Source organism: Gillisia sp. Hel_I_29 (genome assembly GCF_000744275.1).
Lineage (GTDB): Bacteria > Bacteroidota > Bacteroidia > Flavobacteriales > Flavobacteriaceae > Gillisia.
Map to the genome: position 1 here is coordinate 474,000 of NZ_JQLP01000001.1, position 24,657 is coordinate 498,656.

At 32.9% G+C, this 24,657-nt stretch carries 23 protein-coding genes and 1 tRNA gene; 17 read left to right on the forward strand and 7 right to left on the reverse strand.

Annotated elements, in window-relative coordinates; translation table 11 throughout:
* Nucleotides 1-824: 824 nt before the first annotated feature.
* From rnr to P163_RS02200, 3 genes are read left to right on the forward strand one after another with little or no spacing between them, the layout of a single operon-like run.
* Entirely contained in the window at nucleotides 825-3,026 is a 2,202-nt protein-coding gene (rnr, locus tag P163_RS02190; protein WP_034887154.1) for a ribonuclease R, read from the forward strand.
* Between the two features lie 19 nt (nucleotides 3,027-3,045).
* A complete protein-coding gene (locus tag P163_RS02195; RefSeq protein ID WP_051931039.1) occupies nucleotides 3,046-3,717 on the forward strand; it encodes a head GIN domain-containing protein in 672 nt (223 codons plus the stop codon).
* Between the two features lie 31 nt (nucleotides 3,718-3,748).
* Nucleotides 3,749-4,465, forward strand: coding sequence for a LysE family translocator (locus P163_RS02200; RefSeq protein WP_034887157.1), 717 nt, complete (start codon nucleotides 3,749-3,751; stop codon nucleotides 4,463-4,465).
* 60 nt (nucleotides 4,466-4,525) lie between these two features.
* On the opposite strand, the gene P163_RS02205 is transcribed toward P163_RS02200, so the two are convergent.
* Together P163_RS02205 and folB are read right to left on the reverse strand one after the other, a co-directional pair.
* Nucleotides 4,526-4,599 (reverse strand) — tRNA-Cys (locus P163_RS02205).
* Nucleotides 4,600-4,647: 48 nt separating this feature from the next.
* Nucleotides 4,648-5,004, reverse strand: coding sequence for a dihydroneopterin aldolase (folB, locus tag P163_RS02210; protein WP_034887158.1), 357 nt, complete (start codon nucleotides 5,002-5,004; stop codon nucleotides 4,648-4,650).
* Nucleotides 5,005-5,222: 218 nt separating this feature from the next.
* Between folB and P163_RS02215 the strand changes: the two genes are divergently transcribed.
* The 4 genes from P163_RS02215 to P163_RS02230 all read left to right on the forward strand — a co-directional run bounded on the left by P163_RS02215 (nucleotide 5,223) and on the right by P163_RS02230 (nucleotide 7,995).
* A complete protein-coding gene (locus P163_RS02215; RefSeq protein WP_034887160.1) occupies nucleotides 5,223-6,899 on the forward strand; it encodes a glutamine--tRNA ligase/YqeY domain fusion protein in 1,677 nt (558 codons plus the stop codon).
* 130 nt (nucleotides 6,900-7,029) lie between these two features.
* Entirely contained in the window at nucleotides 7,030-7,404 is a 375-nt protein-coding gene (locus tag P163_RS02220) for a YtxH domain-containing protein (RefSeq protein WP_034887162.1), read from the forward strand.
* A gap of 4 nt (nucleotides 7,405-7,408) precedes the next feature.
* The gene (locus P163_RS02225; protein ID WP_034887164.1) at nucleotides 7,409-7,759 is read left to right on the forward strand and encodes a phage holin family protein; all 351 of its coding nucleotides are present in this window, start codon (nucleotides 7,409-7,411) and stop codon (nucleotides 7,757-7,759) included.
* A gap of 8 nt (nucleotides 7,760-7,767) precedes the next feature.
* Nucleotides 7,768-7,995 (forward strand): DUF6327 family protein, encoded by a 228-nt coding sequence (locus tag P163_RS02230; protein WP_034887166.1) that lies wholly within the window; start codon nucleotides 7,768-7,770, stop codon nucleotides 7,993-7,995.
* Between the two features lie 78 nt (nucleotides 7,996-8,073).
* On the opposite strand, the gene P163_RS02235 is transcribed toward P163_RS02230, so the two are convergent.
* Nucleotides 8,074-9,063, reverse strand: coding sequence for an SPFH domain-containing protein (locus tag P163_RS02235; protein ID WP_034887168.1), 990 nt, complete (start codon nucleotides 9,061-9,063; stop codon nucleotides 8,074-8,076).
* Between the two features lie 73 nt (nucleotides 9,064-9,136).
* Between P163_RS02235 and P163_RS02240 the strand changes: the two genes are divergently transcribed.
* Nucleotides 9,137-9,805: a hypothetical protein gene (locus tag P163_RS02240; RefSeq protein WP_034887170.1), complete on the forward strand. Its 669-nt coding sequence runs from the start codon at nucleotides 9,137-9,139 to the stop codon at nucleotides 9,803-9,805.
* A 6-nt stretch (nucleotides 9,806-9,811) separates the two neighbouring features.
* On the opposite strand, the gene gltX is transcribed toward P163_RS02240, so the two are convergent.
* On the reverse strand, nucleotides 9,812-11,326 hold the full coding sequence (gene gltX, locus P163_RS02245) for a glutamate--tRNA ligase (protein WP_034887172.1): 1,515 nt from the start codon (nucleotides 11,324-11,326) through the stop codon (nucleotides 9,812-9,814).
* 14 nt (nucleotides 11,327-11,340) lie between these two features.
* On the opposite strand from gltX, the gene P163_RS18690 reads away from it, so the two are divergent.
* The 6 genes from P163_RS18690 (at nucleotide 11,341) to P163_RS02270 (ending at nucleotide 18,732) form a co-directional block, all read left to right on the forward strand.
* Entirely contained in the window at nucleotides 11,341-11,475 is a 135-nt protein-coding gene (locus tag P163_RS18690; protein ID WP_262489648.1) for a hypothetical protein, read from the forward strand.
* Between the two features lie 7 nt (nucleotides 11,476-11,482).
* A complete protein-coding gene (locus tag P163_RS02250; protein WP_034887741.1) occupies nucleotides 11,483-14,755 on the forward strand; it encodes a glutamyl-tRNA synthetase in 3,273 nt (1,090 codons plus the stop codon).
* A complete protein-coding gene (ybeY, locus tag P163_RS02255) occupies nucleotides 14,739-15,170 on the forward strand; it encodes an rRNA maturation RNase YbeY (RefSeq protein WP_034887174.1) in 432 nt (143 codons plus the stop codon). The genes P163_RS02250 and ybeY overlap by 17 nt, the downstream gene beginning before the upstream one ends.
* Before the next feature lie 13 nt (nucleotides 15,171-15,183).
* Nucleotides 15,184-17,052 (forward strand): tRNA uridine-5-carboxymethylaminomethyl(34) synthesis enzyme MnmG, encoded by a 1,869-nt coding sequence (gene mnmG, locus P163_RS02260; protein WP_034887177.1) that lies wholly within the window; start codon nucleotides 15,184-15,186, stop codon nucleotides 17,050-17,052.
* A gap of 78 nt (nucleotides 17,053-17,130) precedes the next feature.
* Nucleotides 17,131-17,994, forward strand: coding sequence for a class I SAM-dependent methyltransferase (locus tag P163_RS02265; protein WP_034887179.1), 864 nt, complete (start codon nucleotides 17,131-17,133; stop codon nucleotides 17,992-17,994).
* A gap of 228 nt (nucleotides 17,995-18,222) precedes the next feature.
* On the forward strand, nucleotides 18,223-18,732 hold the full coding sequence (locus tag P163_RS02270) for an OmpH family outer membrane protein (protein ID WP_034887181.1): 510 nt from the start codon (nucleotides 18,223-18,225) through the stop codon (nucleotides 18,730-18,732).
* 69 nt (nucleotides 18,733-18,801) lie between these two features.
* Here the strand turns inward: P163_RS02270 and P163_RS02275 are convergent, their stop codons facing one another.
* Both P163_RS02275 and P163_RS02280 read right to left on the reverse strand, forming a co-directional pair.
* The gene (locus tag P163_RS02275; RefSeq protein WP_034887183.1) at nucleotides 18,802-19,197 is read right to left on the reverse strand and encodes a hypothetical protein; all 396 of its coding nucleotides are present in this window, start codon (nucleotides 19,195-19,197) and stop codon (nucleotides 18,802-18,804) included.
* Nucleotides 19,198-19,207: 10 nt separating this feature from the next.
* Nucleotides 19,208-20,359: an ATP-binding protein gene (locus P163_RS02280; protein ID WP_034887187.1), complete on the reverse strand. Its 1,152-nt coding sequence runs from the start codon at nucleotides 20,357-20,359 to the stop codon at nucleotides 19,208-19,210.
* Between the two features lie 71 nt (nucleotides 20,360-20,430).
* Between P163_RS02280 and P163_RS02285 the strand changes: the two genes are divergently transcribed.
* From P163_RS02285 to P163_RS02295, 3 genes are read left to right on the forward strand one after another with little or no spacing between them, the layout of a single operon-like run.
* Nucleotides 20,431-21,618: a phosphoglycerate kinase gene (locus P163_RS02285; RefSeq protein WP_034887188.1), complete on the forward strand. Its 1,188-nt coding sequence runs from the start codon at nucleotides 20,431-20,433 to the stop codon at nucleotides 21,616-21,618.
* A gap of 47 nt (nucleotides 21,619-21,665) precedes the next feature.
* Nucleotides 21,666-23,261 (forward strand): lytic transglycosylase domain-containing protein, encoded by a 1,596-nt coding sequence (locus tag P163_RS02290; protein ID WP_034887191.1) that lies wholly within the window; start codon nucleotides 21,666-21,668, stop codon nucleotides 23,259-23,261.
* Between the two features lie 23 nt (nucleotides 23,262-23,284).
* Nucleotides 23,285-24,262, forward strand: a complete 978-nt coding sequence (locus P163_RS02295) for a DUF4837 family protein (RefSeq protein ID WP_034887193.1) — start codon at nucleotides 23,285-23,287, stop codon at nucleotides 24,260-24,262.
* 74 nt (nucleotides 24,263-24,336) lie between these two features.
* Here the strand turns inward: P163_RS02295 and P163_RS02300 are convergent, their stop codons facing one another.
* Nucleotides 24,337-24,555 carry a twin-arginine translocase TatA/TatE family subunit gene (locus tag P163_RS02300; RefSeq protein WP_034887195.1) on the reverse strand — a complete coding sequence of 73 codons (219 nt, stop codon included), beginning with the start codon at nucleotides 24,553-24,555 and terminating at the stop codon, nucleotides 24,337-24,339.
* Nucleotides 24,556-24,657 lie beyond the last annotated feature (102 nt).

The following is a 24,657-nucleotide window of genomic DNA, read 5'->3' on the forward strand; positions in this document are numbered from 1 at the left end:
TATCACCATTAAAAATTGGATTGTGAACATCTCAAAACTGAATATTTTTTAAGAATCTAAAATCCTTTTCAATTATTAACTTTTGTTAAGTAAATATTAAATCTAGAACAGTATCAGGTAGTTAAAGCTTTATAGTTTTGTTAACAACTCTATTTAGAATGTTGGTAACGATAAATGCAACTATTTTTCAATAAACTTATGCTACAAATTAACAGACAATAATAGACATCAGTTTTAATTTTTAATAAAAAGAAAAAAAGGAAATATAATAATAGGTGTTAACAACTCTGCTTAGAATCTTAGACTTACAGTTCATCCAAACTGAAGATTTAAAAAAAATAGAATTTTATTATTAAAACTGAAATTGTCTTAAAGATAACTTTGAAACGCTTATAAATAAAGACCTCATAGATATAGATCTTTAATATTCTTAGCTATGGAACTTTTAAAAATTAGAATCTACCATGGTATTATTAACCAAATGTTTCTTATTTAAACTCTTTTGAACAAGAGTGATAGTTCCTATAATACCTAGTAGGAATATTAAGAGAAAGAGAAGCGATATTCTTGTAGATTGACTCATCCTCAATAGTTTAATTATAATAAAGATGAGGGGATCTAATTTATAACGTGTTACTTTAAAATTAAGAAAATATTAAGAAAAATTACACTTTTCTAGTTTTTATTTTTAGCTAAGTGATTGTTAATCAATTTATCAAAGAACAATTTTTTGAATAAAAAGTGAGCTTTAGCTTAACAAAACTTTATTCCCTATATAATCTCAAGTCACATATTAACTGTAATTTTATGCTTTATTAAAATTTATGAAGAAAAATAATAGAAAGAAGGAAGGATCCAAGAATCAAGGAAGTATGTCTAAGAGCATTATAGATATTCTTAGAAAATCTCCGGATACTACCTTTAATTATAAACAGATTGCTGCAAAACTTGGTGTTGACGATCCAAGTTCTAGAAATAAGATTATTAGAAGTTTAGCACAGCTTGCTGCTAAAAAGCAAATTCAAGAAGAAGACAGAGGAAAATTTAAGATTGTTGCCAATTTAGATTATTATAAAGGTGTGCTGGATATGACCACTAAAGGTTTTGGTTATGTGGTAGTAGAAGAGCTGGAAGATGATGTTTTTATCCCTGCTAATTCATTGAATAAAGCATTGAATGGTGATGAAGTGGAAATTTACATTTATAATAAAAGAAGGAATAAAAAATCTGAAGGAGAGATCGTTAAGATCTTAAAGAGAAAGCGTACAGATTTTGTTGGAGTACTTCAGATGCAGAAAACGTTTGGTTTTGTAGCTATTCAGGATCCAAAAATGTATACAGATATTTTTGTTCAGAAGAATAAAATGAAAGATGCTCAGGATGGAGATAAGGTTGTGGTAACTTTAGAAGAATGGCCAGAAAAAGCAGATTCTCCTTTTGGAACCATCAAAGAAGTTTTAGGAAAACCGGGAGAACATAATACAGAAATTCATTCCATTTTAGCGCAATATGGATTGCCTCATGAATTTGAGAAAGAGGTAGAAGATTTTGCAAATAATATTGATACATCTATTCAATCAGAAGAAATTAAAAAGCGTAAGGATCTAAGAGACGTACTAACGTTTACTATAGATCCAAAAGATGCTAAAGATTTTGATGATGCTTTGAGTTTTAGAATTTTAGAGAATGGTAATTATGAAATTGGAATTCATATTGCAGATGTTTCTCATTATTTACAACCAGGTACTGTCTTAGATGATGAAGCATATCAACGCGCTACTTCTGTATATTTGGTAGATAGAGTAGTACCTATGTTGCCAGAGATACTCTCTAACAATGCCTGTTCTTTACGTCCAAATGAAGAAAAATATACTTTTTCGGCCATTTTTGAGATCGATAAAAAGGCACATGTGGTGAACCAGTGGTTTGGTAGAACGGTTACCTTGTCTGATGCTCGTTTTGCTTATGAGGAAGCGCAGCATATCATAGAAACTAAAGAAGGAAATATTCCTGAAGAGATCTCTATTCAAGATAAAGCTTACAGTGTTAACGATGAGATCGTACATGCTGTAACCACACTTAATGATCTTGCTGTGGTAATGAGAGGCAGAAGAATGAGAGAAGGCGCTATATCTTTTGATAAGGTTGAAGTTAAATTTGAATTGAACGAAAAAAGTGAACCAGTTGGTGTTTTCTTTAAAACGTCTAAAGAAGCTAATAAGCTTATTGAAGAATTCATGTTACTTGCCAATAGAAAAGTTGCAGAATTTATAGGAAAACAGAAGCCCAAAAAGACATTTGTATACAGATGTCATGATGAGCCAGATGAATCTAAATTGAACTCATTGCAAACCGTAATTGCAAAATTTGGATATAAATTAGATCTTAAAGACAAGAAATCTATCAATAATTCGCTAAATAATCTTCTTTCTTCTGTTCAAGGATCTAAAGAGCAGAATATGGTAGATACACTTACCATTAGAACCATGAGTAAGGCATATTACAGTACAGAGAATATTGGTCATTATGGTCTGGCGTTTGATTATTACTCACATTTTACTTCTCCAATTAGAAGATATCCGGATGTAATGACGCATAGATTATTGCAGCGTTATTTAGATGAAAAAGCTTCTGCTCCAGAAGAAGAGTATGAAGAAAAATGTCACCATAGTAGTGAAATGGAAAGTCTTGCAACTAGTGCAGAAAGAGATTCTATTAAATTCATGCAGGTAAAATTCATGATAGATCACCAGGATGAAAATTTCTTAGGAGTGATCTCCGGAGTTACAGAGTGGGGAATCTATGTAGAGATTGAAGAAAATAAATGTGAAGGAATGGTGAGATTACGGGACATTAGCGATGATCACTATGAATTTGATGAAGAACAATATGCTATCATTGGCCGTAAAACAGGTAAGAAATATCAGTTGGGTGATGAAGTGTATGTGAATGTAAAAAATGCTGATCTGGTTAAAAGACATTTAGATTTTAATTTGGTTGGAAGTAAAGAAGAAGTAGAAAAATAAAGAGCATTGCTAATATAAAATGAAAAACATAATTTTTACCCTATTTATCCTTGCGGGGATTACTGGTTACGCACAAGAAATAAGTATAGATCTAGATAATTTTACAGAAATTGAAGTATCTAATGGACTTAAAGTGAATCTTATAAAAAGTGAAGAAAATAAAGCTATTATCTCTGGGAATAGTAGAGATAAGGTTGAAATTAACCAAAAAGATGGAGTTATAAAGGTTCAAACATCTTTGAATCATATCTGGAATGAAGATAATACCATCGTTAATATATATTACAAACAATTACTACGTGTAGAGGCCAGACAAAATGCAGATGTAGAACTTTGTGGAAAGATATTTCAACCAATAATAGAATTTAAATCTGCTGAAGGTTCTGATATCTATGCAAATATTGAAGTAGAGAATTTCATAGCAAGATCTATAACTGGTGGTAATTTAGTAATTATAGGAACTGCTATAGATCAAATAATAGATCTAAAAGCTTCTGGAGATTTCAAAGGTGAAAACCTTATTGGTGAAACGGTAGATATAAGTCTTAGTGCAGGTGGAAAAGCCAATGTGTATGCAAAGAAATATGTAAAAGCTACGGTAACAGCAGGAGGAACTATATATGTATATGGAAAACCTGAAAAATTAGATAAAAAAACCACATTTGGAGGTACAATTAAAAAGATAAAGTAAAATCTTACCTTTGTGAAAATAACATTTTTGTATGTTTCAAGATGTTTTGGCTGCCATACCCCTAGGATTTTTTCTAGCGTTCCTTTTAGGTCCGGTATTTTTTGTATTGCTTGAAACCGCTGCCATTAAAGGCTTTAGAGCGGCAATATCTTTAGATCTGGGAGTTATATTGGCAGATATAATATTCCTGTTCATAGCTTATCTAAGTACTTCTAAGTTGCTGGCTAGTTTAAAAGACGATCCGGCACTTTTTATTTTTGGAGGTATGATCTTGGCCACCTATGGGGTTATGACCTTTATACAGACAAAGAAATCTATTCCTCATGATGAAGAGTCGCCAGAGGTAAGAAAGCTCGGGAGAGGCGATTATTTTGGCTTAGCAGCCAAAGGATTTTTATTGAACTTCATAAATATTGGGGTTCTTGGTTTTTGGCTAGGTTTAATAATTGTATTTGGTCCAACCCTTAATATGGAAACGAATAGAATTGTAGTATTCTTTAGTACTGTTCTATTAACTTATTTATTCTTTGATATTCTTAAAATATTATTAGCGAAGAAATTAAATAGAAAACTTACACCTTCCAGAATCTTTAGAATGAAGAGAGGGATAAGTATTATAATGATAATTTTTGGAGCTATTCTTATAAGTAGGGGAGTTTTTCCTAAAAGGATTGAAAATCTTCAAGATAGAATTGATCTTATACAGCCAGGAGAAATTGTTTTTGACCTAGATAAAGATTCCAAATAGGATATTTCTATTTGCAAAAGGGTTGAAATAAAAAAAGCTCCCTATTTAAAGGAAGCTTTTTGGAGGCATCGAGCGGATTCGAACCGCTGTACAAGGTTTTGCAGACCTCTGCCTAGCCACTCGGCCACGATGCCATAATTTTGGATGGCAAATGTAATAAAATTTTTGTGTTTCCTAACAATCTATCTCGATTTGCTTCTAGTTACTGTTACCATACTTACATTTCCACCTATAGGAGGGTTAATTTTAGATACATGTACCTTAGCCTTTTTTACAAGCTCCAACTCATTTAGTACTCTTGCTAAAATACGTTCTGCAACATTTTCTAATAATTTAGATCTTATAGCCATTTCTTCTTTTACTATTTTATTAAGATGCACATAATCAATAGTATCTGCTAATAAATCTGTTTCCGCAGATCTTGAAAGATCTCCTTTTATAGAAAGATCTACTCTATAATCACTTCCTATTTTGCTCTCTTCTTCAAGGCATCCGTGGTAGGAAAAAACCTTGATATTTTTTAATTTAATACTTCCCAAAATAATTTTTATAAATGTTATTTTAAACCACAAATATTAGACTATATATTCATTTTTAACCTTCCTTTTACCAAAATTAAGCTTGTAAAAGTTCAATCTTCCGTATTCAAAAGTCATTTCTGTGCTTATAACTCGAAATTAAGGCTTCTTATCTTTTATAAAATACTATTACCACCTCTAATTTTGATAACTTTGTCTATTATTTTTTTAAAGATATTATGGCAGAAGTAAAAAAATCACTCAATTTTATTGAGCAAATTATAGAAGAAGATCTTAAGAATGATTACTCCCGAGAGGAATTGAAATTTAGATTTCCACCAGAACCTAATGGATACCTGCATATTGGTCATGCTTCCTCTATTTGTTTAAATTTTGGATTAGGGGAACGTTATAACGCACCTGTAAATTTAAGATTTGATGATACCAACCCTACCAAAGAAGAGCAAGAATACGTAGATGCTATTAAAGAAGATGTTCTTTGGTTAGGATATAAATGGGAAAATGAATGCTATGCATCAGACTATTTTCAACAACTGTATGATTGGTCTGTAGTGATGATCAAAAATGGTCAGGCTTATGTAGACAGTCAGACTTCTGTTGAAATTGCAGAACAAAAGGGAACTCCAACTACTGTTGGTAAGAATAGTCCTTATAGAGATCGTTCTGTAGAAGAAAATCTTGATCTATTCGAAAAGATGAAAAACGGGGAAACCGTAGAAGGAGCGCATGTTTTGAGAGCCAAAATAGATATGGCTTCTACTAATATGCTTATGAGAGATCCTATTATGTACCGTAGTTTACACAAGAAGCACCACAGAACAGGAGAAAATTGGAAGATCTATCCAATGTATGATTGGGCACATGGAGAAAGTGATTTTATAGAAAGTATATCTCATTCTTTTTGTACACTAGAGTTCGTAATGCATAGAGAGCTTTATAACTGGTTTTTAGAGAAAATAGATACCCAAGCTAAGCTTAAGCCAAAACAACGCGAATTTGCGCGTAGAAACCTTAGTCATACCGTGGTGAGTAAGCGTAAATTATTACAACTGGTTGAGAAAGGTATCGTAAACTCTTGGAATGATCCTAGAATGCCAACAATTTCTGGTTTAAGAAGAAGAGGTTATACGCCTTCTTCAATTAGAAAATTTGCAGATACAATTGGAATTGCTAAGCGTGAGAATATAATAGATGTGTCTTTATTAGAATTCTGCATAAGAGAAGACCTTAATAAGCATGCACCTAGAGTTATGGGTGTTTTAGATCCGGTAAAATTGGTTATTACCAATTATGAAGATGGAAAAGAAGAATTACTAGAAACTGAAAATAATCCTGAGGATGAAAGTGCAGGAACAAGAGAAATTCCTTTTTCAAAAGAACTTTATATAGAACGGGAAGATTTTAAAGAAGAAGCAAATCGTAAATTCTTCAGGCTAACCCTCGGAAAAGAAGTAAGACTTAAGAGTGCTTACATTATTAAAGGGGAAAGTGTTGTTAAGGATGCGGAAGGAAATATTACCGAAATTCACTGTACCTATGATCCTAAAAGCAAAAGTGGAAGTGGGAGTGAAGAATCTCTAAGAAAGGTTAAAGGAACGCTACACTGGGTTTCTGCTAAGCACGCTTTAAAAGCAGAAATAAGGTTGTATGACAGACTGTTTACAGTAGAGGCTCCAGATGCAGATAAAGAAAAGGATTATCTAGACTTCATTAACCCAGATTCGTTAACAACCATTACTGGTTATGTTGAACCGAGTTTAAGAAATGCATCAGTTTCAGATAAGTTCCAATTTCAAAGAATAGGTTATTTCTGCGTAGATAAAGATTCAGCAGTGGAAAAATTGATATTTAATAGAACAGTTACACTTAAAGATTCTTGGACTAAGAAAGATTAATCTAAATAATGCAGGACTATTTAAGAATACTTTAGGAAAGAAAGTTTAGATATTAACCGGTTATTAACAACGATTTCTTTAGGTTTAAGTTAATTTTGTAAGATAATTAACTAAAAAAAGATCAAATATTATGGCAAATACAGGAAGTACTTTACTTGCATTGGTAACCGGAGCCGCTATTGGAGCAGCTGTTGGATTGTTATATGCACCAGAAAGTGGTGATAAAACACGTAAAAAAATTACAAAAGAGTCTAAAAAAGCTCAAGATCAATTCAACCAAAAGTATAAAGAGACTTCTTCAAACTTATCTAGTAAAGCTAAAAAAGCGAGATACGATTTTGAAACACGTTTAGAAGAAACTCTATCTTCTGCTAGTTACAAAGCAGACGAGATATTATCTGCAATGGAATCTAAATTAGAGGATCTTAGAAAGCAAAATGCTAAATTACAGAAAGATGTAAAATCTGAGACTAGCTCTAATACTCCAAATCAAGCAGTAGTTTAAGCGTATGGCATTTGAAAAACTAACCAATAGTATTAATAATTTAAATGATAATGTTCGGGAACTAGCCAAGAGCAGTGCCGATTATTATAAGTTAGACCTTTATAAAAAGGTTATGAAAGGGGCTATTTTCCTAATCAATCTTATGATCATTTGTTTTGTATGCTTATTGGTAGTTTCATTTTTATCAATAGCCGTTGCGATTAGTATAGGAGAGGCTTTAGGACATCTGAGCTATGGATATTATATTATGGGTGGTTTTTATGCCTTGATATTTATTCTATTCCGAATTTTTGGAAAGAAAAAGATAGAGAAGATCGTTCTTTTAAAATCTTCGAAAACTTTCTTTAACGATTAACCTTTAGTATGAAACAATATACCTCATTTGAAGAAATAGATAGAGATTTGAAGATTTTAAAGCTTCAAAATGAAATTGATAAGGAAGAGGTGAAGATTAATATTCATCATACCAAGGAAGCTTTGTCTCCCGTTTCTATGATTGGTGGAATGGTAAGTTCTGTATTTCAGAAAGCCATAGTATTAAAAGCGGTATCAAAGATATTTGGCGTTAAAAGAGTAGTTACTTCTAACTAGACTTTAATAAAATTTAAATCGGATATTCCATAAAGATCAGCATTGCTCTTCTTTAGGATTATCCGATTTTTTTATTAGTTATATTTCAGAATCTGTGCTATATCCAGACTCTGGTCTATCTCTTTTCTTCTTTTTGATCTCTATGCCTAATTGTGCATTCTTTTCTTTCATCGCTTCTCCAATCTGATTAGATGCTGTAAAAGATGCTATCATATTATTTAACATATCGCTACCAGCTTGAGGAGAATTAGGTAACAAAATAAGATTGCTATTAGTATGTTCACCTATAGATTGTAGGGTATCATAATGCTGAGTAACCACTATTAGTGCTGAAGCTTCTTGAGAATTTATTCCTACGTTGTTAAGCACATCTACACTTTCTTCTAATCCTCTAGCTATCTCCCGCCTTTGATCTGCAATACCCTGACCTTGTAATCTTTTACTTTCTGCTTCTGCACGGGCTTTGGCTACAATTTTTATACGTTCTGCCTCTGCTACATATTCTGCAGCTACTTTCTCTCTTTCTGCTGCGTTAATTCTGTTCATAGCAGATTTTACCTGAGCATCTGGATCTATATCTGTAACAAGCGTTTTTATAATATCATAACCATAATCTTGCATGGCCTGATTAAGCTCACGCTTAACCGCAATAGCTATATCATCTTTACGTTCAAAAACATCATCTAGCTTCATTTTAGGAACTTCAGCTCTAACAACATCAAAAACATAGGAAGTTATTTGATCATGCGGACTTTCTAATTTATAAAAAGCATCATAAACATTGGTTTTGATAACCTGAAATTGCACAGAGATCTTTAATTTTACAAAAACATCATCTTTAGTTTTAGTCTCTACCAAAACATCTAATTGTTGCACTTTTAAATTAATCCTTCCGGCTATCTGATCAATAACAGGTATCTTAAATTGTAAACCAGAGCTCCTAATGGCTTGGAATTTTCCAAAACGCTCTAATACTACAGAAGTTTGTTGCTTTACAGTAAAAATTCCTGTAAAAAGAATAATTATTGCCAAGACAACAACAATGGGGATAATAACAGCTTCAATCATAATTGCTTAAATATTTTAGAGGATTAAGATACTAATAATTGAGCTACATTTGAGATTTTAAAATCTGGCCCTTATGAAAATCTACAGTTATATATTTTTTTTATTTTTTCTATTTACGAGTATTAATATAAATGCTCAATATAAAAGAGATAGCTATAATAGGTTAGGGATACAAGCCGGTGTTACTTATGGAAGTTTAAATACTAAAAATTTCGCTACCACAGATAAAGCTAGTTTTATGGCTGGTTTAACCACTCGTGCTAATTTTTATAACAATTTGATCATTATCTACGGTGTAAACTTTTTTGAATTCAACACCGGAATGTCTGTTATAGATGCTGCTAGTTCTAAGCTGGAAGAAATCGATTTTAAAGCCTCTGGAGTGCAATTAAACTTATTTCTAGGGCAGAAGTTGCTAGGAGAGCATTTAAGCATTGAGGGAGGGCCTATATTGCAAATAAATAGTAAATTAAAAACAGAAGATCAATATCAAGATCATCTAATGCAAGGTTATAATATACAAGCTTCAGATCTCGAAGATATTACTAAAGTGAATTTGAATGTTGCTGCTATGATCTCCGCTGGTTTTAGAGATGTAAAATTTTGGATACAATATCAATATGGAATAACAAATAGTTTTGGAAATCTAGATAAAGAAATTATTAAAAATAAAGACTCCCGCATAACCGATCTTAATGCTCATTTAGGATTGGCTGCTGCAGGAGTAGTATTCTATTTTTAATAAGATTTAGTTCGCTTGTTGCGCAAATCTTATTCTTTTAATGGTTTCTTCTCTTCCTAATAAATAAGCTATTTCAAATACATCTGGTCCTTGTAAAGATCCTACCAGAGCAAGGCGTAAAGGTTGCATTACTTTACCAAACCCAATTTCATTAGAAGTAATCCATTCTTTAATTTCAGTTTGAAGGTTCTCTGTAGTATAAGGTTGAACTGAAGAAACTATCGCTATCAAATTTTCTAAAATATCATTGGTATCTTCTTTCCATGCTTTTTTTGAAGCTTTTGGATCTAATAGGGTAGGAGCTATGAAGAAATAGTTTGAAAGCTCCCAAAGATCGTCTACAAAAACTGCTCTTTCTTTAAGTAAAGAAACTATTTTAATTGTAAAATCTTCTTCAGATTTTACTCCTTTTGCCTCTAGTATTTCCTGAAATTGAGCAGCAAGCGTAGCATCATCTTGCAACTGAAGATAATGTTGTTGGAACCATTTAGTTTTTTCAGGATCGAATTTTGCACCAGACTTATGAACTCTTGAAAGCTCAAAAGCTGAAACCAATTCAGGTAAATTAAAAAATTCTTGTTCTGTTCCAGGATTCCAACCTAAAAAACTTAACATATTTACCATAGCTTCCGGTAAATAATTTTCTTCTCTGTATCCGGAAGAGATCTCTCCTGTTTTTGGATCTTTCCATTCTAGTGGAAACACTGGAAAGCCCATCTTATCTCCATCGCGCTTGCTCAACTTTCCTTTACCTTGAGGTTTCAATATTAAAGGTAAATGAGCAAATTTTGGAGCATTCCACCCTAATGCTCTGTACAATAGAACATGCAAGGCAAGAGATGGCAACCATTCTTCCCCTCTAATTACGTGGGTGATCTCCATTAAATGATCATCTACAATATTTGCAAGGTGATAGGTAGGTAAACCATCACTTTTAAATAAGACTTTATCATCTAAGATACTCGTATCTATTTCCATATTTCCACGAATCTCATCTGTTAACGGTAGCGTTTCTGCTTCAGGAGATTTAAATCTTACTACATAAGGCAAATTAGCATCTAGTTTATTTTGTACTTCTTCTTTATTTAGAGCTAATGAATTATCTAGCTTTAATCTGTTATGCCAATTGTATATAAAAGTCTTTCCTTGTTCTTCATGCTCTTTACGCTGCGCATCCAAAGCCTCGGGAGTGTCAAATGCGTAATAAGCATTTCCACTTTCAATTAATTTCTTTGCATAATCTTTATATAGATCTGCTCTTTCACTTTGTCTGTAAGGACCAAAACTCCCTTCTTTTCCTGGACCTTCATCGTAAGGAATTCCGCACCAGTTTAAAGAATCTATAATATATTGTTCTGCACCTTCTACAAACCTGTTCTGGTCTGTATCTTCTATTCTTAGAATGAAATCGCCATTATGTTTTTTGGCAAATAGATAATTATATAGAGCAGTCCTAACTCCACCTATATGCAATGGACCGGTTGGACTAGGAGCAAAACGAACTCGAACTTTAGTAGACATAAATACTGATTTTATTGGCAAAGGTAAGAGATTCTATGGGTTTTGCCATTTCTAAAGCACTTCTTCAGCCTAATTTGATATTATTTTCTATTATTAAGTCTACCAGACTTTATGGAAAGAATATTGTAGTTTTATTAGTTGGTAAGTGAAGCAGAAATGAACGATTTTAATATTCTTCAGAATAAACTAGTAGCATTCATTAAAAGATATTATTTAAATGAATTGCTGAAAGGGGCGATATTGTTCATTTCGATCTGGTTATTTTATTTCATAGCTGTGTTACTTCTTGAATATTTTTTTTGGTTAACACCGGGCTATAGAAAATGGCTTTTTTTCATATCTATTGGGGTAACAATTGTATTGCTTTATAAATTTGTTGCCGTACCTATTTTGAAACTTTTCAATTTATCTAAAGGCATAGATTTAATAGATGCCTCAAAGATTATAGGGAAATATTTTCCGGAGGTGAATGATAAGTTGTTGAACGTGCTGCAACTTCAAAGATCTTCAGAACAGTCTGAACTATTATTAGCAAGTATAGCTCAAAGATCTAAAGAATTAAAACCTGTCCCCTTTAAATTGGCAGTAGATTTTAGAAGAAATTTAAAGTACATAAAATACGCAGCCTTTCCTCTTTTACTGATCTTAGGAATTTATATTTCCGGGAATATTTCATCATTTACAGAAAGCTATTCCAGAGTTATAGATTATAGAACTGCCTATTTACCACCTGCACCTTTTTCTTTTTATATTAATCAAGTAGATCTTAAAGTAGCGCAAGGAGGTGATTTGGAGATTCTCGTAAAAGTGGAAGGTAATGTACATCCAGAATTGGCGAGCATACATTACAATGGGCAGGAATATCTTTTAAAAAATGATGGGGCGGGAAATTTCACATTTAAATTTGAAGGAGTTGATGAGAATATAGATTTTTATATAAGTGCTAATCAGGTAAAAAGTCTACCGTACAAAATAGAGGTAATAGCGGTTCCTACTCTCACAGATTTTGAAATGAAGTTAGAATATCCAGTGTATTTAAAAATAACTGATGAGATCTTAAAAGGTACTGGAAATGCCAAACTACCGGAGGGTACAAAAGTTACGTGGGTTTTGAGAGCTAAGAAAACAGACGAGGTTATGTTTGTGAGTTTAGATACTTCAAATCTATTTGCTAAAGAAGTAGATAATTTCAAATTATCTCAAATGGTATTTGCAGATCTTCCTTACAAGATTACCACCTCTAATGCAGACTTTCCAGATCATGAAACTTTAGATTATAATATATCTGTAATTAAGGACCAATATCCTAAAATTAAAATTCAGACCAAAAGGGACAGCCTGAATAAGGAGCAGCTATATTTTTTAGGAAAAGCTACAGATGATAACGGGATTTCTAATATATCTATGGTTTATTTTATTGAAAATCAGGAGTTAAAGCAGAAAAAAGTAACTATTCTAAATAATATTGGGAATATTATGCAATTCCCGTATGCTTTTCCGGGAAATTTAGAAATAGAAGAGGGTGTAACTTATAATATTTATTTCGAAGTTATAGATAACGATGCAATCCATGGTGGTAAAAAATCTAGGAGTCAAATAATATCTTATAAGAGTAATTCTGAAAATGATAAAATAAAAGAAAACCTAAAGGAGCAACAAAAATCTATAGAGAATATTTCTAGTAGTCTTAATAATCTGAAATCTTCTGAAGAAGAACTAAAGGAATTATCTAATGAACAAAAACAACAAAGAGATTTAAATTATAACGATCAAAAAAAGCTAGATGATTTTTTAAAGAGGCAAATGCAACAATCAGAAATGATAGAAAATTTTACAGATAAATTGAAAACATCTTTAGATAAAAGCAGTAGTACATCTCCGGAAAATCAAAAATTTAAGCAGGATCTTCAACAAAGATTAGAAAGAAATGAAGAGCGCTTAAAAGAAAATGAAGCCTTAATGAAAGAACTTGAAAAATATACCGAAAAGATTAGTACTGAAGAATTAGCTAAAAAATTAGAAAATCTTGCTAAACAGAACAAGGCTCAGAAAAGAAATATTGAACAACTTTTAGAATTAACCAAGCGTTATTATGTTCAAGAAAAAAATATAAAACTGGCAAATGATCTAGAAATTTTAGCAAGAGAGCAACAAAAGATTTCCGAGAGTGATCTGAATAATTCAAAAGAAAATCAAGAGAAATTGTCAGAGCAATTTGATCAGTTTAAGAAGGAGATGGATTCTTTAGAAGAAGAAAATAAAAGTCTAAAAAAACCATTTGATATATCTAATCAGGATGGGGGAGAAGACGAGATCACAATAGATCAAAAAGAAGCAGTAGATAATTTAGAGCAAAAGGAAATTGATCTTGCCAAGAAAAAACAGAAAGCTGCCGCAGAGAAAATGAAGGAGCTAAGTTCTAAAATGAGATCATCTCATAACTCTCAACAAGCACAAACCTTAAAAGCTAATGTAGAGAGTTTGCGGCAGATATTAGATAATTTGATAAAATTCTCTTTTGAGCAGGAAGACCTTATGCTTTTATTTAAAAGTTATAGCAATAATGATCCTCTCTATGCGAAACAGCTAAGAAGGCAGCAGGTTTTAAAGCAACATTTTGAACATATTAATGATAGCTTATTCGCCTTGTCTTTGCAAAATCCAATGATGACAGAACAGATTAATGGAAAGTTGTCTGACATTGATTTTAATATCAATAAATCTTTAGAACGATTGTCTGAGAATCAAATTCCACAAGGAACCGCTAGTCAACAATATGTAATGGCAGATACCAATGAGTTAGCCAATATGCTTGGAGATATACTTTCTAATATGGAGCAACAGTTAAATCCTAGTTCTGGAGATGGTAATGACGGAGAAGGAATACAATTGCCAGATATTATTCAATCCCAACAACAGTTACAACAGAAAATGCAACTAGGTATGGAGAAGGGTGAAGAAACTGGTAAAGATAAGAATGACGATACGGATAGTAAATCTGGCTTAATACAAGAGAAACTGAGTGGTGAGCTTTTTAATATATTCAAAGATCAGCAGGAATTAAGAAAACAGCTTTTGGAAAAGTTTAGAGAGAATGGATTCGATAAGCGTGAATCAGATCTATTACTAGAGCTGGAGCAAATTGAAAATGATATTTTAGATAAGGGCTACAACGAAGAGACGAGAAAACGTATGGATAACATAACTCATCAATTAATGGAGCTACAAAATTCTGAATTGAGTCAGCAGGAAGATTCAAAAAGGAGTTCGACTTCAAATAGCATAGAGTACAATAACAACGCTAAAGATCAAATTGATAGGGCTAAAGAATATTTTAATTCAATTGATATTTTAAATAGACAAAGCTTACCTTTGCGCCAAATTTATAAGACGAAAGTAAAGGAGTATTTTGATGCAAGAGAAGATTAATTTTTATTCAGAAAATGATTTTGATTTAGAAGATCATAATCGTTATTCAAGCTGGTTGGAAAGGGTAATTTTATCTGAAGATAAGAAGCTAGAAGAAATAAGTTATATATTTTGTGATGATGAATATCTTCTTAATATCAATCAGGAATACTTGGACCACGATACGTATACAGACATTATAACTTTTGATTATTGCGTGGGAAATATTCTGCAAGCAGATATCTATATTAGTACGGAACGTGTTAAGGAAAATGCTGAAAGTTTTCAAGTAGATTTCGACGAAGAATTAAGACGCGTGTTGTCTCATGGTATTCTACATTTATGTGGTTACAAGGATAAAACAGTTTCTCAGGCAGAGATCATGCGTGGTAAAGAAGAGGAAAAAATGAAATTGTTCCACGTGGAACAATCATAAAGAAAGAGATATTATGTTTGAAGAATATGATGTTATAGTTGTTGGTGCAGGACATGCTGGAAGTGAAGCTGCCGCTGCTGCCGCCAACTTAGGTTCTAAGACCTTATTGGTTACAATGAATCTTCAAAATATTGCACAGATGAGCTGTAATCCTGCCATGGGTGGGATTGCAAAAGGGCAGATTGTGAGGGAGATTGATGCTCTTGGAGGATATAGTGGATTGGTTAGTGATACAAGTGCAATTCAATTTAAGATGCTTAATAAATCTAAGGGTCCGGCAATGTGGAGCCCAAGAGTGCAGAGTGATAGAATGATGTTTGCAGAGCACTGGAGATTGCGTTTAGAACAAACAAAAAATCTCGATTTTTATCAAGAAATGGTATCGGGTTTAATTGTGGAAGGAGATACTGTTGTAGGTATAAGAACTTCTTTAGGACTAGAAATAAGAGCCAAATCTGTAGTTCTTACCAATGGAACCTTTTTGAATGGATTAATTCATATAGGAGATAAGAACTTTGGTGGTGGTAGATCTGGAGAAAGAGCGGCGACTGGAATTACCGAAGAATTAGTAAATCTTGGCTTTGAAGCAGGAAGAATGAAAACTGGAACTCCTCCTAGAGTAGATGGAAGATCTTTAGATTATTCTAAAATGGTGGAACAACCAGGTGATGAAATTCCTTCTAAATTTTCATACTTAGATGAAACTAGGCCATTACAAAAACAACGTTCTTGTTATATGACGTATACCTCAAATGAGGTGCATGAGATTTTGAAAGAAGGTTTTGATCGTTCTCCAATGTTTAATGGTAGAATTAAAAGTTTAGGTCCGCGTTACTGTCCTTCTATTGAAGATAAAATAAATAGATTCGCAGATAAAGATAGACATCAACTATTTATTGAACCGGAAGGTTGGAAAACGTGCGAGGTTTATGTGAATGGATTTTCAACATCTTTACCGGAAGACGTACAATTTAAAGCCTTAAAATCTGTAGCCGGATTTGAGAATGTAAAATTCTTTAGACCTGGATACGCAATAGAATATGATTATTTTCCACCTACGCAATTAAAGCATACGCTGGAAACTAAATTAGTAAACGGATTATATTTTGCTGGGCAGATTAATGGTACTACAGGATATGAAGAAGCTGCTTCCCAAGGAATGATGGCAGGAATGAATGCCGCACTAAAAGTTCAAGAAAAGGATCCTTTTATCTTAAAGAGGGATGAAGCGTATATTGGAGTTTTGGTAGATGATCTTATTACAAAAGGTACAGAAGAGCCATATAGAATGTTTACTTCTAGAGCAGAATATCGCACGTTGCTAAGGCAGGATAATGCCGATTTTAGATTGACTGAAAAGTCTTTTAATATTGGATTAGCAAGTGAAAAGAGAATGCGTAAAATGGAAGAGAAGAAAGATAAGTCATTAAAATTTGTAGATTTCTTAAAAGATACCAGTGTAGATCATGAGGTTGCGAACGTAGTTTTAGAAGATAAAGATTCTGCATTAATGAAGCAAAATGATAAGATCTTCAAGATCTTTTCTCGACCTAATATTACCATGCGGGATGTACAAACTTTTCCGGGAGTTCAGGAATTTATTGATAATAATGAATTGAACGAAGAAATGTTGGAACAAACAGAAATCCAAGTAAAGTATTCTGGTTATATAGATAAGGAAAAGAACAATGCAGATAAGCTTCATAGATTAGAAGATATTAAGATCCCTAAGAATTACGATTATTCTAATATAAAGTCGATGTCTTTTGAAGCACGCGAAAAATTGAATAAGATACAGCCCATAACAGTTTCCCAAGCATCACGAATAAGCGGGGTTAGTCCTAGCGATATTTCGGTTCTTTTGGTTTATATGGGTAGATAAAATTTGCGTTGTTCCACGTGGAACTATTTAAAAAATGATGAAATTTAACGACATAAATACGTTTATATTTTAAAAATCTTGGAGGAGCAATATTTACTATCATCACAAAAGAAATTTCTTATCTGTAAAGATCATACGGTAAGTGGAGAAAATTTTGATCTTCTTTTAGATGAAGATTCTGAAATGTTGGTTACATACCCAAGGCCAGATAAAAGAGTTCTTTCTAATTATTATAGAAGTGAAGCTTACATCTCTCATACAGATTCTTCCTCAAGCTTAAAAGATAAGATCTATCAAAGCGTAAGGAAATTTATGCTTCAGAAGAAACTGAAATGGATAAATAAGAAATTTCCACAAAAGGGTAAACTTTTAGATATTGGAGCAGGCACTGGAGATTTTTTGGCACTTGCTAAATTAGATGGATGGAAGGTTAAAGGAATTGAACCAGAAATTTCAGCAAGAAAAAAAGCTGAAGAAAAAGGAGTGAAGCTTTTTGAAGATTCTTCTCATTTTAAATCTGAAAAATTTGACGTTATTACTATGTGGCATGTTCTTGAACATATTCCAGATCTTAAAGCGCAGATCATAGAATTAGAGACGCTCCTAAAAAAAGATGGCCTTTTAATAATTGCAGTTCCAAATTATAAAAGCTTTGATGCATCATATTATAAAGAATTTTGGGCAGCTTACGATGTACCAAGACATTTATGGCATTTCTCTAGAAATAGTTTTAAATCTGTATTTAGTGGAACTTCATTTAAACAATCAGATTCCAAACCACTAATTTTCGATTCATATTATGTAAGTTTACTTTCAGAGAAATATAAGACTGGAAATAGCAATTTCTTAAAAGCACTCTATATTGGGTATATTTCCAATTCAAAAGCAAAATCATCTTCAGAGTATTCTTCCATTGCCTATTTCTTCAGAAAAAGGAGTTAGAATCTAAAATAAGGCATTTTAAGCGAGTTTTCGTATGACTTGTGGTATATATTAAGAATTATTCCTGATTATCTCTTAGATCTCAGCTAATGAGTCGTATTTTTATTGTAAAATCTTATAGCATCTATAATTTTTATAAGTTTTTCTTATAATAGTGAATCCGATTTTTTTTTTCAATTATTACTGAGTTACTTTATTACTTTTGCGTGAATCAAAATTTAAACTAGAATGAAAAAATTACTATTGGTTGTTTTATTGGCGGCCGGACTTACAAGTTGTAATGAACAGAAAACAGCTTATGTAGATACTTCAAAATTAATTCAGGAGTATAAAGAGATGAAAGAGGTGGAGGCAGAATTCACAGCTAAGTCTGATAGTATTAAAGGTGAATTAGATACTATGGCACAAGATTTCCAAAGAGAAGTTGAAGATTACCAGGCAAACATGAATAGTATGTCTGTAGATAAAAGAAAAGAAGTTGAACAAACTTTAATGCGTAAGCAACAAATGATTCAGCAACAACAACAAATGAGAGGGAATCAATTACGTGAAGAAAGTGATACTGTTATAGACTCTATCGTTTCTAAAGTTAAAGGATATGTGAAAGACTATGGAAAAGATAATGGATACACTTATATCTTTGGTTCTAATGAATCTGCTAACATTATGTATGCTAAAGATGGGTTGGATATCACAGAAGAGATCTTAGAAAAACTTAATGCTGAGTACAAGAAATAGTATTTACGCTCTCAAATAAAAAAGGCTGCAATTTTAATTGCAGCCTTTTTTATTATTTAAATTTGAGAATTAAGACATGATATAAACTCCTAATATCACAACTATAAAATATCCTGTTAAGGTGAATGCCCCTGCATAATCTTTGGCAACACGTTGTCCAAAAAGCAACATTAATAGCGTTAGGGCAGCCAAAACGCAGGCGTATAATCCCATAATTACATTGCCATATAATAAGATCTGAGCGATCCCTATAATAGATAATATTCCGGTAATAACTTCTATTACTAGTATGATACCTACCATTACGGGTACCTGACCAGACAAGAACGTTTTTGAAAAATGTTCTTTTAACCAAGCTATATTGCCTTGCCAGTCTACCATCTTATCTATCCCAGATTGAAGGAACGTTATTAAAACAAAGATTAGAATTAGAATTTCTGTTACGTATGCGTGAAAGTTTTCCATGAGTTTATAGTTAATCAATTTTAGTATGAAGTAATCTGGTTAGTTTAATAGAAAGATCTGTAAGTACAATTTTTGCATTCCCATTTCTTTCAATATGATATAAGGCATCATCTAATTCCTGAGTAATGGAAATAATGTTGGCACCATGAATAAAAGGAGCAAATTTTTCTAATTTAAATCCTGCAGTTTTAGGCTGCATATATACCAGCGCGTCTGCTTTATAATTCATTAAAAGCGCTTGTCTGAAAAAGTCCAGACAATATAATAAAAAGCTTTTTTGAGTTTCTCTTCCAGAACTAGCCAATTCATTACTCCAATCTATAAGATCGTGTATTGCAGCTTTATTTCCTTTTGCTCTAAATGCACTTCTGATCCAGGTAATGAACCACTTTTCAAAAATATCTTCAGAAGAGTTTTGCTGTATGAGATGCAGGGCGTTTGCATAATTTCCGTTAGCTTGAACCGCTATTTTCTTAGCAGCCAGAGTATCCATACCTTCCGAAGCAATAAGTTTTTCTGTAATTACTGCTTCAGCAATAGGAGGAAACCGCAATATTTGACACCTAGATCTAATGGTTTGAATGATCTGCTCTTCATCTTCAGCTATTAAAAGAAAAACCGTTTTCTCTGGGGGCTCCTCAATTAACTTCAACAATTTATTAGAGCTAGACGTATTCATTTTATCTGCCATCCAGATGATCATGATCTTGAACCCACCTTCATAAGACTTTAGTGATAAAGATTTCACTATTTCCAAAGCTTCATCTACCCCTATTTGTCCCTGCTTATTTTCTATTCCTAATTTCTGATACCAATCGAATAGACTACCATATGGAGATTCTTTTACGAATGCTCTCCATTCTTCCATAAAATGATTAGAGACAGGGTGAGATTTCACCTTATCATTCCCAGCCACAGGAAAAACAAAATGAAGATCTGGATGAGAAAGATTTTTAAATCTGGAATTACAAGAATGATTATTAGAATTTTCTGATCCAGCATTACTGCATAGAATATACTGTGCGTAGGCTATAGCCATTGGTAGAATACCACTACCATGATTGCCAACAAAAAGCTGAGCATGAGGTATTCTACCCCTGTCTGCTGTGGTTGTTAGATGATTTTTTATATGTGGTAAACCTAGGACTTCAGAAAAAAGCATGAGCAAAGATAAAATTAATCTGCACTTTTATATCTTAAGAAAAATTTATATTTGTGATATAAACATTGATCATGAAAACACTAGACGACTATAATTTTAAACATAAGAAAGCATTAATTAGAGTAGATTTTAATGTACCTATCAATAAAGAAGGAGAGGTAGATGATGCTACAAGAATTGAAGCTGCAAAACCTACAATCATAAAGATACTGGAAGATGGCGGAAGCGTTATCCTTATGTCTCATATGGGTAGACCAAAAGCTCAGGAAGCAGAATTTTCTTTAGAGCGCATTAAAGATAAAGTTTCTGAAGTTATTGGAGTAGAAGTAAAATTTGTTTCAGATTGTGTTGGAGAGGTTGCAGAGACTGCAGCTCAAAATCTTCAATCTGGAGAAGTATTGTTATTAGAGAATCTCAGGTTTCATGAAGAGGAAACCAATGGAGATGATGAATTTGCTAAACAACTTTCAAAATTAGGAGATATCTATGTAAATGATGCCTTCGGAACCGCTCATAGAGCGCATGCCTCTACTACCATTGTTGCAAAGTATTTTGATGATAAATGTTTTGGATACCTATTACAAAAGGAAATAGAGAGTTTAAATAAAGTATTAAAATCTGCAGAAAAACCTGTTACTGCCATTCTTGGAGGAGCAAAGGTTTCGTCTAAAATTACCGTTATTGAGAATATTCTTGAAAAAGTAGATCACCTTATAGTTGGAGGTGGAATGGCTTTTACATTTGTGAAAGCACAAGGTGGAAATGTAGGTGATTCTTTAGTAGAAGATGATAAATTAGAATTGGCTTTAGAGATATTAAAATCTGCAAAGGAGAAAGGTGTAGAAATTCATTTACCGGTAGACTCTGTAATTGCAGATAGTTTTTCTGAAACCGCTAAGACAGATGTAAGACCTACTAAAGATATTCCAGAAGGTTGGATGGGTCTTGATGCTGGACCAGAAACCATTAAGAATTTCTCTGAAGTAATATTAAAATCCAAAACCATTCTTTGGAATGGGCCAGTTGGTGTTTTTGAAATGGACGCTTTTTCTAATGGAACCATTCAAATTGGAAAAGCAATTGGAGAGGCTACAAAAAATGGTGCTTTCTCATTAGTGGGAGGAGGGGATTCTGTTTCTGCTGTTAAAAAATTCAATCTTGAAAATGATATGAGCTACGTTTCTACCGGTGGTGGTGCCATGTTGGAGATGCTAGAGGGAAAATCATTACCCGGAATCGATGCTATTTTAAATAAGTAGGCACGAAAAATGATGAAAGTTCGTTTTTGTTTAATAATGTGATGATTATGAAAAAAACACTCTCACTCCTAATGATGTTTGCTTTTTTTGGTGGCTGGGCACAGCAAGGACCAAAGAATACTCCGCAATCTAAAACACAGGCTAAAAAAGCTAATTTTAGAGTACAGGTATTTAAGAAAACAGACACAAGTGATATAAAAATATTAAATCCAGATCCAGAATTTAAGAACAGGCTTCCAATTGGTGCTAAGATCAATAAGGCGGATCTTGTTAATCTTAAAGATCTACCTAAAGCAGCGGTAATAGATTCTGTTTGGAAATCAGAATTATTAAATTCTGATCTGTTTGAAAATATGCAACGTGAGATCCAGAAACAGGATTACTCGGATGTTGTTTATAAAGATCTTCCAACAGATACTTTAAAGGCTAGACTCGCTAAGTTGAATGCTAGAACACCTTTTAACGTTGAATACAATCCAATGTTGGAGAGCGTTATTAAGTCTTATCTAAAAAGGAATAAGAAGTCTATGGAACGTCTTATGGCGTTAAGTACGTACTACTTTCCAATGTTCGAACAGCAATTGGATAGATTTGATGTTCCTTTAGAGATTAAATACCTAGCAATAGTAGAATCTGCTTTAAACCCAAGAGCAAAATCCCATATGGGAGCAACTGGTTTATGGCAATTTATGTTTACTACAGGAAAGATGCATGGCTTAGATGTAAGTTCTTATGTAGATGAGCGTATGGACCCGATAATGGCTACAGAAGCAGCTGTTAAGTACCTTTCTAGTCTATATAAGACCTTTGGAGATTGGGATTTGGTTCTTGCGTCTTATAATTCCGGACCTGGAAATGTTTCAAAAGCTATTAGAAGAAGTGGTGGGTCTACCAACTATTGGAAATTAAGACCATATCTTCCACGTGAAACAGCTGGTTATGTTCCAGCATTCTTGGCTACAATGTATCTTTTTGAATATGCTAAAGAACATGATTTTCAGCCAAGCAATCCTGATGTAGCCTTTTTTGAAACAGATACGCTTCATGTAAAGCAGCTGCTTACGTTTGATCAGATCTCGAATGTTACTGGAGTTGAGAAAGACATGTTAGAATTTTTAAACCCTAGTTACAAATTGAATATTATTCCATTTGTGGAAGATGAAAAATATGCGCTACGTTTGCCAAGAGCCAGTGTTGGAGTGTTTGTGAATAATGAAGATGCTATCTATAATTTTGCGAAAACAGAGATCACCGAAGCTAAAAAGGAGCTGCCTAGATTTGTAGAAGCAGAAGATAAAGTTAGATATAGAGTTAAGAGTGGCGATTATCTAGGAAAGATCGCTCAAAAATATGGAGTTGCTATAACTAGCATTAGAAGCTGGAATAATATTAGAGGTAATAACTTGAAAGTTGGTCAATATCTTACAATATACCCTAGAAAATCTGTTTCAAATACTAGTAAAAAACAACAGGTTGCCCAGCAATCTTCTACTCCAAAATCTTATACGGTAAAGAATGGCGATTCTCTTTGGAGCATTTCAAATAAGTTTCCTGGAGTTTCGGTACAGAATTTGAGGGCTTGGAATAGTATAACCAGTACAAATCTAAAACCAGGAATGGTCCTAAAGCTTTCTAAAAGCTAGGTCTGTTTTACAAAACACTCTCTATGAAGAATATTTTATTCTTAGCTGTATTTCTTACCGCCGTATTATCAGGATGTGATTCTGAAAAGAAAGACAAGATTATCCTTACTAGTTCTTCTGGGAACATCAATAGTATTTCTGTTATTGTAGACAATGAATTATGGGAAGGTTCTATTGGAGAATCACTTCGAAATACCCTCGCAGCACCTGTAGATGGGCTTCCACAAGAAGAACCTCTTTTTTCATTGAATCAAATGCCACAACAGTCTTTTGAAGGCTTTGTGAGACAGAATAGATTATTTGTAAAGATAGAAAGTGGGAAAGAAGCGGGATTTAAAATATTTAGAGATCCTTATGCACATCCTCAAATAGGAGTTGTTATTTCCGGTCAAAATTCGCAAGAAATCGTAGACCAGATCTCTGAAAATTCAGAGTCGTTAATAAAGGTTTTAAAGAATACTGAAATTACTGAAAAGCAACGAAGAATTAGAAAATCTCTGAAAGACGATGATAAATTGGAGGAACAGTTTGGAATTTCTATGAAATTTCCAACCGCCTACAGGTATGCAATAGAAGATAAAAAGTTCTTTTGGATAAGAAAGGATATTCCAAAAGGGAATATAGAGATTATGGTTTATGAAGTGCCTTTAAGTACAATAGATAAAGACACTAATGTAGTTGGGCAAATCATTAAAATGAGAGATTCCATTGGCAAATCTCGAGTTCCAGGTCGTTTGGATGGCAGTTACATGATCACAGAAGAAGCGTACGCTCCTTATCTTTTCAATTCTGAGATCGATGGGAAGTTTGCTTATGAAACTAAAGGTACTTGGGAGGTTAAAAACGATTTTATGGCGGGACCATTTATTAACTACGCAGTAAGAGATACGGCCAACAGCAGATATATCATTCTTGAAGGATTTGCTTTTTCTCCGGCATCAGCAAAAAGAGATAACATGTTTGAACTTGAAGCGATATTGAAATCGGTTAAATTTCAATAATCAAAATAAAGTGTAATAAAAAAGCCCAATTTTAATTGGGCTTTTTTTAATATTTTAAAGATATAAATGTCGAATTAGTTGTTATCGCCAGATACCTTTTTGCTTTCATCTGTAGTAGTTTGAGAAGTTGTATTATCATCATCCTTAGATGCGTCTTTAAATTCTTTTATACCACTTCCAAGACCTCTCATCAGTTCAGGTATTTTGCGACCTCCAAATAAAAGCAATACTACTATCACAATTAAGATGATTTGAGGTGCTCCTATAACTAAAGGTAAAAATAGTGCGTTCATAATTAAAAATTTAGTTGTTACAAACTTAGTAAGAAAACATTAATATAAACGTTTACAACTTATAAAATAGTATAAATTTAACTTTATGCTATCTTTGTAAAT

Bases quoted from the DNA above. Each gene is read 5' to 3' on its own strand.
- P163_RS02240 (WP_034887170.1), top strand. From the start codon at position 9,137: ATGAAAATCTACAGTTATATATTTTTTTTATTTTTTCTATTTACGAGT.
- P163_RS02220 (WP_034887162.1), top strand. From the start codon at position 7,030: ATGGCAAATACAGGAAGTACTTTACTTGCATTGGTAACCGGAGCCGCT.
- P163_RS02300 (WP_034887195.1), bottom strand. From the start codon at position 24,555: ATGAACGCACTATTTTTACCTTTAGTTATAGGAGCACCTCAAATCATC.
- P163_RS02225 (WP_034887164.1), top strand. From the start codon at position 7,409: ATGGCATTTGAAAAACTAACCAATAGTATTAATAATTTAAATGATAAT.
- P163_RS02215 (WP_034887160.1), top strand. From the start codon at position 5,223: ATGGCAGAAGTAAAAAAATCACTCAATTTTATTGAGCAAATTATAGAA.
- P163_RS02285 (WP_034887188.1), top strand. From the start codon at position 20,431: ATGAAAACACTAGACGACTATAATTTTAAACATAAGAAAGCATTAATT.
- P163_RS02250 (WP_034887741.1), top strand. From the start codon at position 11,483: ATGAACGATTTTAATATTCTTCAGAATAAACTAGTAGCATTCATTAAA.
- mnmG (WP_034887177.1), top strand. From the start codon at position 15,184: ATGTTTGAAGAATATGATGTTATAGTTGTTGGTGCAGGACATGCTGGA.
- P163_RS02295 (WP_034887193.1), top strand. From the start codon at position 23,285: ATGAAGAATATTTTATTCTTAGCTGTATTTCTTACCGCCGTATTATCA.
- P163_RS02290 (WP_034887191.1), top strand. From the start codon at position 21,666: ATGAAAAAAACACTCTCACTCCTAATGATGTTTGCTTTTTTTGGTGGC.
- P163_RS02195 (WP_051931039.1), top strand. From the start codon at position 3,046: ATGAAAAACATAATTTTTACCCTATTTATCCTTGCGGGGATTACTGGT.
- rnr (WP_034887154.1), top strand. From the start codon at position 825: ATGAAGAAAAATAATAGAAAGAAGGAAGGATCCAAGAATCAAGGAAGT.
- P163_RS02230 (WP_034887166.1), top strand. From the start codon at position 7,768: ATGAAACAATATACCTCATTTGAAGAAATAGATAGAGATTTGAAGATT.
- gltX (WP_034887172.1), bottom strand. From the start codon at position 11,326: ATGTCTACTAAAGTTCGAGTTCGTTTTGCTCCTAGTCCAACCGGTCCA.
- ybeY (WP_034887174.1), top strand. From the start codon at position 14,739: ATGCAAGAGAAGATTAATTTTTATTCAGAAAATGATTTTGATTTAGAA.
- P163_RS02280 (WP_034887187.1), bottom strand. From the start codon at position 20,359: ATGCTTTTTTCTGAAGTCCTAGGTTTACCACATATAAAAAATCATCTA.
- P163_RS02275 (WP_034887183.1), bottom strand. From the start codon at position 19,197: ATGGAAAACTTTCACGCATACGTAACAGAAATTCTAATTCTAATCTTT.
- P163_RS02200 (WP_034887157.1), top strand. From the start codon at position 3,749: ATGTTTCAAGATGTTTTGGCTGCCATACCCCTAGGATTTTTTCTAGCG.
- P163_RS02235 (WP_034887168.1), bottom strand. From the start codon at position 9,063: ATGATTGAAGCTGTTATTATCCCCATTGTTGTTGTCTTGGCAATAATT.
- P163_RS02270 (WP_034887181.1), top strand. From the start codon at position 18,223: ATGAAAAAATTACTATTGGTTGTTTTATTGGCGGCCGGACTTACAAGT.